Annotated in this window: 9 protein-coding genes; 5 read left to right on the forward strand and 4 right to left on the reverse strand. The window is 37.2% G+C overall.

The window, feature by feature from the left end:
- Window positions 1–13: 13 nt before the first annotated feature.
- Window positions 14–2,638 carry a Lon protease family protein gene (locus I9192_RS08960; RefSeq protein WP_200150345.1) on the reverse strand — a complete coding sequence of 875 codons (2,625 nt, stop codon included), beginning with the start codon at window positions 2,636–2,638 and terminating at the stop codon, window positions 14–16.
- Window positions 2,639–2,819: 181 nt separating this feature from the next.
- On the opposite strand from I9192_RS08960, the gene I9192_RS08965 reads away from it, so the two are divergent.
- The 4 genes from I9192_RS08965 (at window position 2,820) to rpmE (ending at window position 7,318) form a co-directional block, all read left to right on the forward strand.
- A complete protein-coding gene (locus tag I9192_RS08965; RefSeq protein WP_200150346.1) occupies window positions 2,820–5,006 on the forward strand; it encodes an AmpG family muropeptide MFS transporter in 2,187 nt (728 codons plus the stop codon).
- A gap of 310 nt (window positions 5,007–5,316) precedes the next feature.
- A complete protein-coding gene (gene gloA, locus I9192_RS08970) occupies window positions 5,317–5,718 on the forward strand; it encodes a lactoylglutathione lyase (protein ID WP_004831214.1) in 402 nt (133 codons plus the stop codon).
- A 164-nt stretch (window positions 5,719–5,882) separates the two neighbouring features.
- Window positions 5,883–6,863, forward strand: a complete 981-nt coding sequence (locus I9192_RS08975) for a bile acid:sodium symporter family protein (RefSeq protein WP_200150347.1) — start codon at window positions 5,883–5,885, stop codon at window positions 6,861–6,863.
- 230 nt (window positions 6,864–7,093) lie between these two features.
- Window positions 7,094–7,318 (forward strand): 50S ribosomal protein L31, encoded by a 225-nt coding sequence (rpmE, locus tag I9192_RS08980; protein ID WP_004831212.1) that lies wholly within the window; start codon window positions 7,094–7,096, stop codon window positions 7,316–7,318.
- 118 nt (window positions 7,319–7,436) lie between these two features.
- Here the strand turns inward: rpmE and I9192_RS08985 are convergent, their stop codons facing one another.
- From I9192_RS08985 to epmB, 3 genes are read right to left on the reverse strand one after another with little or no spacing between them, the layout of a single operon-like run.
- Window positions 7,437–9,674: an EAL domain-containing protein gene (locus I9192_RS08985; RefSeq protein ID WP_200150348.1), complete on the reverse strand. Its 2,238-nt coding sequence runs from the start codon at window positions 9,672–9,674 to the stop codon at window positions 7,437–7,439.
- Entirely contained in the window at window positions 9,656–11,410 is a 1,755-nt protein-coding gene (locus I9192_RS08990; protein WP_151959917.1) for a GTPase, read from the reverse strand. Before I9192_RS08990 ends, I9192_RS08985 begins: the two co-directional genes overlap by 19 nt.
- 14 nt (window positions 11,411–11,424) lie before the next feature.
- On the reverse strand, window positions 11,425–12,441 hold the full coding sequence (epmB, locus tag I9192_RS08995) for an EF-P beta-lysylation protein EpmB (protein ID WP_004831208.1): 1,017 nt from the start codon (window positions 12,439–12,441) through the stop codon (window positions 11,425–11,427).
- Window positions 12,442–12,845: 404 nt separating this feature from the next.
- Here epmB and efp point away from each other — a divergent pair, with 404 nt between their 5' ends.
- Window positions 12,846–13,415, forward strand: coding sequence for an elongation factor P (gene efp / locus I9192_RS09000; RefSeq protein WP_004831207.1), 570 nt, complete (start codon window positions 12,846–12,848; stop codon window positions 13,413–13,415).
- Window positions 13,416–13,775 lie beyond the last annotated feature (360 nt).

The raw sequence follows: 13,775 nt of genomic DNA on the forward strand, positions 1-13,775 counted from the left end.
GCTTGTATAGGTTTTACTTGCGTTTATTTTGCTGAGTTACAAGGTCTGCGGTATCATCAGTTAATAATGCAGGATCAATCTCAACTTTCTTGGGTTTTTTATCCTTCTTTTTTTTCTTTTTCTTTGGTTTTTCTTCGATTTCAACACCATCCTCAAGAGCTTGCCAATATTCAAGTTGAGCCATCACAGCAGCATAGATAGAACCTTTAGTATAGCGTCCCTTTTTATCCAAACTGCCAACTGGACGAGCCATTAAAATTTCCAATGCCTGATCAATCGTGTCTATGGCATGAATATGGAATTGATTTTGATTTACTGCATCTATAACGTCTTGACGTAGCATTAAATGTTGCATATTTTGACGTGGAATAATGACGCCTTGCTTTCCTGTCAAACCTTGCAGTTTACATGCATCAAAGAAACCTTCGATTTTTGCATTAACCCCACCGATAGGTTGTACTTGACCCAATTGGTTCATTGAACCTGTAATTGCCCAAGACTGATCAATTGGCAATTGGCAAATTGCAGAGATTAAAGCTGACAACTCAGCAACCGTAGCGCTATCACCATCGACTTGTCCATAACTTTGCTCAAAGGCAAGTGCCGCAGAGAAGTGAAGGATTTGTTCACGTCCAAAGTGCGCTTTAAGGAAGCTGGACATGAGCAAAACGCCTTTTGCATGTAAAGAGCCGCCTAACTCAACACTACGCTCAATATCAAGAATATCACCACCACCTTGGTATACTGAAGCAGTTAAACGTGATGGTAAGCCAAATTCAACATCCGCATATTGGATCACAGATAAGGCATTGATTTGACCTAAACGATGCCCACGCGTTTCAATCAGCTGTGTGCCACGGGAAAGGTCTTGCCAATATAGTTCTCTTAAATAACCTAGGCGATACTGACGATGTTTGAGCGCTGTGTTGATGTGATGTGATGTTACAAGCTTTTCATCCGATTGTGCAGCATGATGGTGTGACTCACGGATCAAATCTCCTAAAGTCAATGCATGTAATGACAGAGAACTTTGATCTTCTGCTTGACGGCTTGAGTCTGTAAGTAAAGCAGCCAAAGCTGAGCGATCAAAAGGTAATAACTTGTCTTGTTGAACATAGTCTGCAATCAACTGCATGTAGGCTTGTTCATTGTCATCATTTCGTTGCAAGGTATCAGTAAAATCTGCACGAATCTTAAAGACACTGCCTAACTCAGGTTCTACTTCTAAAATTTCATAATATATTTCTGGTTCAGCGAGTAAAACCACTTTAAGGTTGAGTGGAATTGAAGCCGGTTCTATAGAAATACTTCCTGTCAAAGTCAGCATATGTTCTAAAGATGACAGTTTGAGCTGACCTGATTTTAAAGCACGTTTTAATCCTTGCCATGCATATGGCTGTTCTAAGAGTTGTTCAGCTTCCAAGATTAAGAAACCACCATTGGCTTGGTGCAATGAACCTGGACGAATCAGCGTGAAATCTGTGGTAATGGTTCCGTTTTGTGTGAGTTGCTCCACATGCCCAAGTAAATTGTAATGGGTAGGGAAGTCTTCAAAAATTACAGGTGCACCAGAGTTTGGTTTGTTGCTCACCACAACATTGGCTTGGTATCTGGAAGGGACGCGATTAAAGAGCGATGGAGAAAACTCTTCGCCTTCTTGATCTAAAATTGTTTCAACATTGTCAATAATATCAGCCGCAAAAAGCTTTAAATATTGCTCTAATCCATGCACAGTTTTGAATTTATTGAGAATCTGTTCGATACGAGGAAGCACCACTTGCTTGGCAATATCACGATTGAGTTCAGAGACTTGATCACGTGCGTCATCTTCAAGATCACCTAATTGCAGACCGAGGCGTTCCAGCTTTTTATCCATATAACGCATATTGGAGTTAATTTCTGCACGTTGTTTGCTATCAAGTGCATTAATGTCTTCTTGTGACATTTCCAATACTTTGTCATCTTTGACATGGATGGGTACAAAAATATGTTCGTCGTTTCGATTGACTAGCTTTAAGTCGAGATCTTCACCTTCTTTGGTCAGTTCAACTAATGCAAGCTGTTGCTCATTGCCTGTAATCTGGCGAATGCGTTCGATACGGTTATGATAGGTTTCTGCACTAAAACGACGTTCAAGCTGCTTAAGGATGGTTTGCCAAGTTTGATGTAGCAGTGTTTGGAATTTGTTGGCTTGCCCAGCTTGAAAGCGTAATGCAATAGGTTGGCGTGCATTTTTAAAATTATAGACATATACCCAATCATCTGGCGTTTGCATCGCTTTAGCATGTTGCTGAAGCAAACGTTTAATCATGGTACGTTTGCCTAGCCCTGCTGTACCTACAGCAAAAATATTATAGCCAGAATAAGGTAGGGCAATACCTGCCTCAACAGAGGCTTTAGCACGATCTTGACCCAAAAAATTGTTTAAGGGTTTGATTCTTCTGGTTGAAGAAGGAATCTTGGAGAGATCTGGAATATGCGTCAGTTGTTCAGGTTTTAGGGCTGTGAGTGTCAAGGTATTTTGAATTTCCGTTTGATCAAAAGCAGATGGAAAATGGGTTTCAGTTTTTTGTATTAGGCTTGCAGTGTGAGTATTTGAAACAGCGGTAGAGCTTAATTGATCGTGTCTTTGGGTCACAGGTGAAATCCAAAACTTATATGGGTTGAAAGCTTTAAGGTATACAGGATTGGGGGTAAAGATCAAGCATCTATAGCGGAAATATCTGTAAAAGGCGACCTTAGTTGCATAAAAGTGATTGAAACTCTAAGCATTAAAAGGTTGAATAGCATTATTTCATTTTTCAGAAAATAACAACGCAATGACAACGCAACTATCTCAGCAATCGTCTGAGCAGAATTCAACCGCGAAAAATGGATGGAAATCTGCTTTTGCTGCATTTTTAGACCGCCGCGCTGCAATCATGCTATTTCTTGGTTTTTCAGCAGGTATTCCGATTTTATTGATTTTTTCGAGTTTATCTCTATGGCTGGGAGAGGCTGGAATTGAAAAAAGTGCTGTTACTTTTTTTAGTTGGGCTGCTTTGGGCTATTCTTTTAAATTCGTTTGGGCGCCATTGATTGATGAACTGCCAGTACCTGTTTTAACGAAAAAATTGGGTCGTCGACGAGCTTGGCTATTGATCGCACAATTACTGATTATTTGTGCAATTTGTATTATGGCATTTTCAGATCCAGCGTTGGGTCAAAGTTATATTTACCAAATGGCTGTGGGGGCTGTATTGCTAGGGTTCTCCGCTGCAACCCAAGATATTGTTATCGATGCCTATCGAATCGAGTTAGCTGAAACTGAAATGCAAACTGTACTGGCATCCACCTATAATGCGGGTTACCGTTTGGGGATGATTGTTGCAGGTGCTGGTGCACTGTTTTTAGCTGCATCATTAGGAACAGCAAAAGGCAATTATATTTATGAGGCATGGAAATACACATATTTAACGATGGCTGTTGTCATGGTTGTGGGGTTAATAACCACACTTTTGATCCGTGAACCACAGGTTGACCGTGTTGATAAGCACTATAAGAATATTGATTATTATCGCCTGGTTCTTGTATTTGTTTTAGCGGTTGCAAGCTTTGTATGTTTTTATATTTATTCAAATGACCTCATTCAATACCTGCAATCAATTTGGAAAATTGAAGATAGTTTTCTTAAATTTTTAATGGAAGCTGTACGGTTTTTGGGATCAGGTGCTGGTGCTGTATTTGTTGCATCTGTGTTGATTCGATTGGGGGTTGTCAATCAACAGATGGCTTATGAAACATGGGTGAATCCGATCGCAGACTTTTTTAAACGTTATGGTTTAAAGTTGGCATTGGTTTTATTGTTGCTCATTGGTTTTTATCGAATTTCAGACATTATTGCAGGCGTTATTTCAAACGTTTTTTATCAAGATCTCAACTTTACCAAAGAACAAATTGCTGAAGCTGTTAAAATATATGGTGTAATTTTTAGCTTACTGGGTGGTTTTCTTGGTGGATTACTTGCACAACGTATGAACATTATGAAATTAATGTTTGTTGGAGCGGTTCTGGCAAGTTCAACTAACTTGATTTTTATTGGTTTAGTGAAGTCTGGCGCGCCGATGCAAGCGGTTCAAATCCATGTTGCTGATAAAACTTTTCAAGCAACGCCTGATGAGGTGGGGTACTGGAAAGTCACAATACCAAGCCAAGATTTGGTTCAAACTAAAACATTACGTATCGATGCCGCTCTAGCAGATCAAACAGTAGCTCAGCAATATACAGTGCCTTATTTAATTGACAATGGTACTGCCCAAATCAAATTATTTCCGGTCACTAGCGATAATAGCTTAACTGCTGCCGAGTCCAAGCAAAGTATTGTGATTAAAGGTCAAACAGTTGGGTTGAAACTTACTGATCTCCAAGAAGATAAACCGATTACTTTAAAACTGGATGCTAAAACTTATCCTGCTAAACTGGACAAAGATGGTTTGTTTAGTGGGACGATCGATGGAAAAGATTTACAAGCATCAGCATCTAAAACGATCATTGCAGTCGTCAATTATAAAAATCCGAAAACATCGCTTTACACCGATCAGCGCTATCAATTGACTGAGAAAAAAGCAGATATTGACGTTGATATTCAACCTGTCCCTGTGGTGAAAGCAGATACCAATACATCTGTTGAAATTAAAGGTAAGGTGATTGAGCAATATAGCTCAGGATGGTTATATTTTGCGATTGTGGTGGATAATTTAGCTTCAGGGTTGGCAGGTGCTGCCTTTATTGCATTCTTGTCTAGTTTAACGAGTGTGTCATTCACTGCTGTTCAATATGCAATTTTTAGTTCATTAATGACCTTAACGCCTAAAATATTAGGTGGATATTCTGGAACCATTGTGACCAATATCGGCTATCCAAAATTTTTCTTAATGACCACCTTAATTGGTATCCCAATTTTATTGTTGGTATTGTGGGTGGCAAAGTTATTAAGAGAACATCAATTAAGAGAAACGCAAGATTAAAACGATTTATTTTCATTGCTCAATTTGATGGAGTGTTTTGGAAAATGACCTATTTTATCGTGAAGATAAAATAGGTTTTTTATTGAGATTGACAAATCGAAAGTGAAAGGCAATTTATACCGTATGGAAGTTTAAATTAAGGGGCAAAGCAAAACTTCATTTGAGGCTGGACTCAGTAAAAAAGTCAGTTTGTGGTCAAACTTCATTCATCTGATATGTGCTTTAATCTTGCTAAATTGGTAAAAATTGAAAAATCGAACAGTATTGCCTATATTGACAGGCAATATCTGATTTAATAGGACAATCAATCATGCGCATGCTACATACCATGTTACGCGTAGGCAATCTAGAACAGTCTTTGGCGTTCTATACTGAAGTTCTCGGTATGACATTACTTCGTAAACGTGACTATGAAGAAGGGCGTTTTACCCTTGCTTTTGTCGGCTATGGTGATGAAGAGCATAATACTGTATTGGAACTCACTCATAACTGGGACACTGCAAGCTATGAGTTAGGCAATGCTTATGGACATATTGCGATTGGAGTTGAAGATGCATATAAAGCATGTGAAGAGATTAAAGCACGTGGTGGAAATGTCGTGCGTGAGGCTGGACCAATGAAAGGGGGAGTAACTGTAATAGCCTTTGTTGAAGATCCAGATGGCTATAAAATTGAATTAATCCAACAAGATCAAAATGCAAGAAACAATTAATCACCTAACAGTGTGTTAAATTAAGTTGATATGTGTCGTAAATAAATAGTGAACATTTAGCCAAATTAGTAGCTTTATTTTTGGAGCTCAGTAAGATTGAATTTTACCTCAAAGTAAAATTAAACTACTGAGCTTTTTCATATTTTAAATACAGGAAGTTGCTTATGAAAATGTTGAAACTATTGGCATTAGATCGCTTTACAATACTGTTGGTAGCAATGGTGCTTTTAGCTTCATTTTTACCCATTTCAGGTCAAGCAGCCGCTATTTTTGGTAAAGTTACCACAATCGCAATTGCAGTTTTGTTTTTTTTACATGGGGCAAAGCTATCTCGTGAAGCTGTGGTTGAAGGTATTCTGCATTGGAAATTACATGCTTTGGTCTTTGCGATCACATTTATTGTATTTCCTGTATTGGGATTGATGGCTAAACCCGTACTTGAACCTTTATTGGGTCAACAATTGTATTGGGGCTTTCTGTTCATGTGCTTTTTACCATCCACGGTGCAATCATCCATTGCATTTACTTCGGTGGCAAAAGGTAATGTGGCGGCAGCAGTATGTAGTGCATCATTTTCAAATTTAATCGGGATGTTTATTACACCAATTTTAGTCAGCTTGTTTATATTTGGACAATCGAAGCACAATTACGATCCAACTTCATCGATCATTGAAATTACCTTATTGCTGTTGGTGCCTTTTATTCTTGGACAGGTTTTGCGTCCTTATGTATTTCCTTTAATGCAAAAAAAGCCAAAAATTGTCAAAGTTTTTGACCAAGGTTCTATTTTAATGGTGGTGTACGGCGCATTCAGTGGGGCAGTTGTTGCGGGGCTATGGCATCAAGTCAGCTTAACGACATTAATCTATTTGGTATTGGCTTGCTCGGTTTTATTGACTGCGATTATGCTATTAGCCTTATACATTCCAAAGTGGTTGGGCTTTAGTCAGGCAGATCAAATTTCTATTTTCTTTTGTGGTTCGAAGAAAACTCTCGCCAGTGGTGTACCGATGGCACAAATTTTATTTATTGGTCAACCCTTAGGTATGATCGTATTGCCGATCATGATTTTTCATCAGATTCAGTTAATGGTCTGTGGAGTCATAGCAAACTATTGGTCTAAACAGCAACATTCAGGCGAGTAAATTTAATCAAATTGTTGAAAATAGATCGCAATCGAAATATTTATCACGTATAATGTTGCCCACTTGTTGTGCTTAGCTCTGACACTTATAGTCTCGGTGGGCCAAAAGAAATGGTCTGTTGTGGTGTTAACCTGCTGAAGATGTTCAGCCTTCCTCAAAGCTTTTTTAGATGTTTGAGAGTGGTTAATTGCGATGACAGCTAAACCTTTCTTAACTTAGGAGAATCGACCATGCGTGCCGATATTCACCCAAAATACGAAAAATTAGTTGCTACTTGTTCATGTGGTAACGTTATCGAAACTCGTTCTGCTTTAGGTAAAGAAACGATTTACCTAGACGTATGTTCAGCTTGCCATCCATTCTATACTGGTAAACAGAAGAATGTTGATACTGGCGGTCGTATCGATAAGTTCAAACAACGTTTTGCTGGTATGTCACGCTCTGTTAAGCGTTAATACGACAAAACATAAAAAACGGGCTTTTGCCCGTTTTTTTGTGTCTATGATCAATGAAAGATTGATGTATAAAAGATTGAGTATTGAACCCCTATACTCAATCTTAAATAAGCATTATTTATTGATCTTGAACATCGGTTAGATGGTCGAGTTTTTTCTGGAAATATTCACCTTGTAAGAATCGAACATCAACATTCCAAGCATTTGCGAATAAACTCATATCATTCAGGTTTTTAAGCAGCATTTCCACAGGTTTAATGGTTTGATACTTTTCAAGTGTCTGCTGAAATTGAGCCATGGTCGTATCACTATTTAGCTTCTGTGTGAATTTCTCATCCAGCGTTAATAGACTGACATCTAATTGTTTTAATATCGTTTCGCTGGAAATGCTTGAGCCAAAGCGACGGATTGAAATCTCAGCACCGTGGTCGCGTAGAATTGCAAATTGCTTTTGTGTCTCGAGAATACTTTTTGCAATATCTTCTTCGTCAAACTGTAGAATCAATGGATGTGATTGACGGCTGCCAACAATGGTTAGGAGTTTAGAAATAAGCTCTGGAAATTGCTTATCGTGGAATAATACATGCCGATTCAAATTAACAATTAATTTTGCTTGTGGATATTGAGTAATAAAGTTATGAAGTTGCTTGCAGGCTTCCACTAAAATCCAGCGATCAAGTTTAATAGATAGTTCAATATCGTCATCGAGTTCAATTAAATTGCTGACTTTTTTCCATTGATTTTCAAAAATAAAACCGCTGGTGACTTCATAAGTATTAAGACTACTATCATGTTTATCATAAAGCTGTTGATATTTAAGCTGAATTTCACCTTTGTCGAGAGATTGCATGATCTGTTCTAGGATCGGTGCATTTTTGAAAATTGGTTTGGCTTGTATATCTTGGGCAGCAGTATCTTGATGTGTTGGTGCAGGATCTGGCTGCGGCTTTGGCTCTAATTGAAGTGAGTTGCGTTCAAGTTGAAGAGGTTCTACAGGAGTTGAAGTAGGTTCAACTAAAGACAATTCAATTTTAGTATCTTGTAATGTTGCTGTTAATTGTTGTTCAGAAACAGAGCCTTTTTTGCTTAGACGATGATCATAGGCTTGTTCTAAAACATCACTAAAGTTGCTTTCATTAAAGCTATTTTGTTGAATGTTGGTATAACCAATTTTGATGCTTAATGGATAAGTCGTCCCATCAATTTCAAGTAATTGAGGTTTTTCTAAAGCTTGTAGACCATGAATACGTGACTCTAAAATGGCATCTGATTCTGCTTGTAAAATCACCGCATATAGCAACATGTCAATTTGATAGACTGTTGTATTGGTCTGTTCTTTAATAAAACTTTTAAAGCCATCTAAATACTGAATCGCAGTTTTCCAATTGGATAACAAAATATGATCAGGACAAGCTGCAAAACTAAATAATACCAGCGCATTGGCATTGGCGGGTTGATTAATCAGCGCATATTGGATTTGTTGCAAACTGTTGACGACAGGGCTAATCGCTTTTTTGCTCGATTCGCTGGATTGAGTAGATGTTTTTTGAGAGACAGAATGCGTTTCAATGGTAATTTGAATACAATCTTCTTCATTGGATGGAAGAAATTCAATCTTCAAAGGATTTTCAGATTTGGCATTTTTATTGAGTGTATCGATTTCAAAACGGGCTAAATCAAATTGTCCTTGGGAAATCTTTTTAAAACGTTGTTTGAAATCGTTGATATTTTGAGGTTGTAAAATATCCAATAAAGGTAAGCCAATGATTTCATTTTCATCTTTTAGACCGAATAATTTTAGATATTCATCATTGGCTTGAGTGTGAATACCTTCTTGAATCAGTGCGACAGCTTTATGTTGTTCTTCCACCAAAGCTTGTGCCTGATTTTTTGCACTTTCAAGATCTGTCAATAAATGTTGCTTGCTTTGTAGTGTGCGGCTATAGGAGAGTGCTCTAATTAAACTGATATAAAAACGTTCAGTATATTCTAGGTTTACAACATCATAGATACCTTTTTGTATATATGATTGATATTGGCTATGTTGATAATCTTCAGGTTTTAGCAATAAAACAGGGATATCAATTTCCGCAGAAGCCTGAATAAGGGTGACCGCTTGCTCAATCTTAATATCATAAGCGCGACCAAAAATAATTAAATCCCACGATGTATTAAGTTGTTTTTCAAAGCTTTTTAACTCATCAAGTAAAATCGCCTGTACTTGATGATTTTTGCTTTGAAATAAACTGATAATTTCATTATAGCGAATTTGATTGTCATCAATAATAAGTAATCTAGTTTCCGAGAGTTTTAATTTTTTCGATAATAATAAATTTCTCACTTTAAAGCTTCCCATACATCTTGATTATTCAAATTGGTTGATTGGAGTTGAATGAATTGTTCAATACGATGATTTTCTTCATCATTGATCAACTCAAATTCAAACTGAACAAAACTTTGAGTAATTAACAACGTTTTCGTTAAATACACCTTAATTTCATCAGTATCTAAACGCAGATAAATTGCTTGCTGTTCTTTAAAAAAAGGCAAGTTTGGCAAAATAATTGAAGTATTTGATTCATTTAGATTTGGTACCTGTACCATGAGACATGGATGGTAATTAATCGTTGAGCGATCAGCAGGAACCTTTACTGCACAAGGGTAGATGTCCTGTGCTAAAACCTCTAAACCGACTTCATAAGTTTTCTGGATCGATTGTTTAATCCAGCGGATGATTGCACCTTTCCATTTATTGTTCAGGCTTTCATTGATCAAGATAAATTCCCCCGTTCTTAGATTTCGAGGGGCTTCATTTGACCAGCGAATACGATAACCGTTGACACTAATATCGAGTACTTGTGCTTGATAAATTTGTTTGGCTTCTCGGTCCAAACTTTTAATTTGACTTAAATTAGATCCCGTACTTGAACCTGTCGAAATAGAGGAATGAATATTTGATTCAGACTGAAAAGCATAATTGTTATTGAGGTTGAGGGTTTCATAGAAATTTTTAGCTTTAGATAGATAAAAATGTGCTGTTTGTAAACTAAAGCAGATTTGCAGTTGAGCTGAATATTCATAACGTTCATGGCGACGCTCAATGGTTGTTCCTAATACATTTTGTACATGAAACTTTAAGGCAGCTGATAAATAAATCTGCTCATTCTTCGATAAATATTCAGTTTCTTTATGAATGGTTAAATTAATATGTTCAAGTAAATTTTGCGTGGAAATATATAAGGATGTATGAAAGTTTGCATGTTGTTTGCGGTTATAGATCGGTGGTATATCTTTAGAACCATCAACAATATAACGAGAAAGGCTGGTTTCTCTTGGTAAGATTTGGACCAATTTTACCCAGTCAAATGTACATTGATATAATGCCTGAGTTTCAGATGGGCGAATTTGATGCGTATTGAAAATATCCAACAGTAAAACTTGTGCATAGGCTTGTTGGATATTATGAATAGTAAAATGTGTACCTTGTAGCTGATTGATATTTATGCTGAATTCTTGGTTTTTAACAGCGAGCTCATATAAATGGTGTGTAGTAAGCCATTGATGGGTTAAAGGACCGCTATAAATCATTTGTTGCTGAACAAGCAACAAACCCAATTGTTCTAATGCATAAAATGTTGCCAAAGTCCGAGCAGTTTGCAAATTTCTCTTTTGTTTAAAATTGAAAAATGAGAATTTACTCGATGTTAATGTTTGATGGCTTCTTTGCACGATATTGATGTAAACATTGGCAAAATAGGTACGAATTCTGGAAGATAAATCAATGATATGCTCAATTCGATCTGTTTGAGAAAGCCCTTGATTTAGAATACTTTTTTCTAAACTGGATAGAATGCTTTCCGTAATCGGGTGCAACACCTGAATAAGGTCAAAACGGAGCATTTCACTACAGTTTAGCTCTGCAATTTCACAAATCGCATTTAAAACAGACTCAGAAGTGTCGCCCAATTGCATGATTGAGAGCGTAGCCACCCATGCGCTCACAGAATCTACAGAGGGATTTGCAAAACTTAAATTTTCTCGTTGTAGAACCGTGATATTTTGAAAAATTTCAGAAATTTCTTTATTTATCATGAGCGTTTCAACTCTTAAAAGGTTGTGACTCCAAACAGCGGTGTTTTATTATTTTCTCCCGCAACTTCTCGAACCAGTTTTGGGACTAGATATCCAGGTAAGCTGGCTAATACATCCTTGTAGATCTGATCAATTTTTTCTGCCCCCAAATCAAAATGATATGCACCTTTGACCTTATCTAAAACGTGTAAATAGTAAGGTAAAACTTGTGCTTCAAAAAGTCGCTGACTTAAATCAACGAGTGTTTGTGCAGAATCATTCACACCTTTAAGTAAAACGGCTTGATTCAACACAAGAATATTTTGTTTTGCCAAGTGAGCAAGTTTTGAACAGGTCAAATTATCGAGTTCAGCTGGATGATTTGAGTGTACCACTAGAATCACACGTAGCCTACTGTTTTTCAATAAAGAAACCAGCTCTTCATCGATTCTTTCAGGAATAACAATAGGAACTCGTGAATGAATTCTCAGGATTTTAATTTGACTGAGAGATGCTAGACGTTCTAACCAGAGTGCCAGTTTGCGATTTGATAAGGTCAGGGGATCCCCCCCACTTAAAATCACTTCATTAATTTCTGGATGCTGCTCTAAATAGTTTTTAATATTCGCCCAATCATCGTTTTTAGGTAGATTTTCTTGATATGGAAAATGTCTACGGAAGCAATAACGGCAGTGAACCGCACAAGCACCTGTTAAGGTCAATAAAAAACGTGATCTATATTTATGTAAAACACCTGGAATTTGATTTGCCTGTTCCTCACCCAATGGATCCGTTACAAAACCTTCATGTTCTTCAAGTTCAAGATGATGGGGGAGTACCTGTAAAAGTAGGGGGTCTAACGGATTGCCTTTTTCCATTTTCGCAACAAACGCTCGAGGTACACGTAATTTAAATTGAGCAGTCGCAAGAATTGCACCAGACAATAATTGTTCTTTCGACAATGTGAGAAGTTCAAGTAATTCGAGTGGATCAGTCACTAAATCACTGAGTTGAGATTGCCAATTTTGCTCTTGATATAAATAATTTAACATGCCACGTGCGATAAATAGTCAATGGAGGAGAGAAGGGGTCAAATGTCTATTCAGATTAAATCTGTCAGATTGGACATAATAACATTGTGAGCTGTATCTAAACCTATACAGCTGATTCATTACATCGGACCGAAAGGAGAGTCAATCAGTACAAAAAAACAATGAATCGGAGATTTTACCCTCAATCTGACAGAACATGGGTAATTTTTCATTGCTTCACGACGTATTGCTCATTTAGAATACGAAAAATGTATAATACATTCTTTATTGTTGAGAGTGATCATTCTGGGTGTGTTGGCAATTCAGCGATTTTGAAGTGTTAAATAGACCCGATTACAAATCAGATGATTTGTTGATCGCATGACATTAGAGATTTAAATTAGTAAGTTTGGAGTGTGCCTTTCATGGCCTATTATTCTACAAATGATTTCAAAGCTGGCCTAAAGGTTATGCTTGATGGTAACCCATGTTCAATCATGGAAAACGAATATGTAAAACCAGGTAAAGGTCAAGCGTTCAACCGTGTAAAATTACGTAACCTTAAATCTGGTAAAGTATTAGAAAAAACTTTCAAATCAGGTGATTCATTAGAAGCTGCTGACATCGTTGAAGTTGAAATGGATTACCTTTACAACGATGGTGAAATGTGGAACTTCATGGATCCTGTATCTTTCGAGCAAATTGCTGCTGATAAAGTTGCGATGGGTGATGCTGCGAAATGGTTAAAAGATGATTCAAATGAAAAATGTACGATTATGCTGTTTAATGGTGTGCCATTAACAGTAAGCCCGCCTAACTTTGTGGTGTTGAAAATCGTTGAAACTGATCCAGGTGTACGTGGTGATACTTCTGGTGGTGGCGGTAAACCAGCGAAGCTTGAAACAGGTGCTGTAGTACGTGTTCCATTATTCGTACAGCAAGAAGAAAGCGTTCGTGTAGATACCCGTACAGGTGACTACTTAGAGCGTGCTTAATCATTTTTCAATGATGATGCGAGGGATGATGAAAATCATCCCTTTTTTTGTTTTTAATTTGTGTTGAACTAGGGACGTTAACAGTAGCGAGTTATGGATAAATTTCCGACTAAAGTCGTAGATCGACTGAGAATAATTAATAGTAGAGTCGAATAGTCGGAATATGACAAGAATGATAAAAATAACATTGTAATAGTTTAAGTCATTGTGATGTCATGCTAATAGTACATATTCAAACCAGTTTTACATCCAAAGTCTTAGATGAAAACAAAAAAATGAGGAGTAGAGTCACCAGGGAAAGAGTCACACGGAAATGCATTACGCTTTATAAAAACAATGGAACTGCTTTTTGTAATCAAG

It is taken from the genome of Acinetobacter bereziniae (assembly GCF_016576965.1).
GTDB classification, from domain to species: Bacteria; Pseudomonadota; Gammaproteobacteria; order Pseudomonadales; family Moraxellaceae; genus Acinetobacter; species Acinetobacter bereziniae.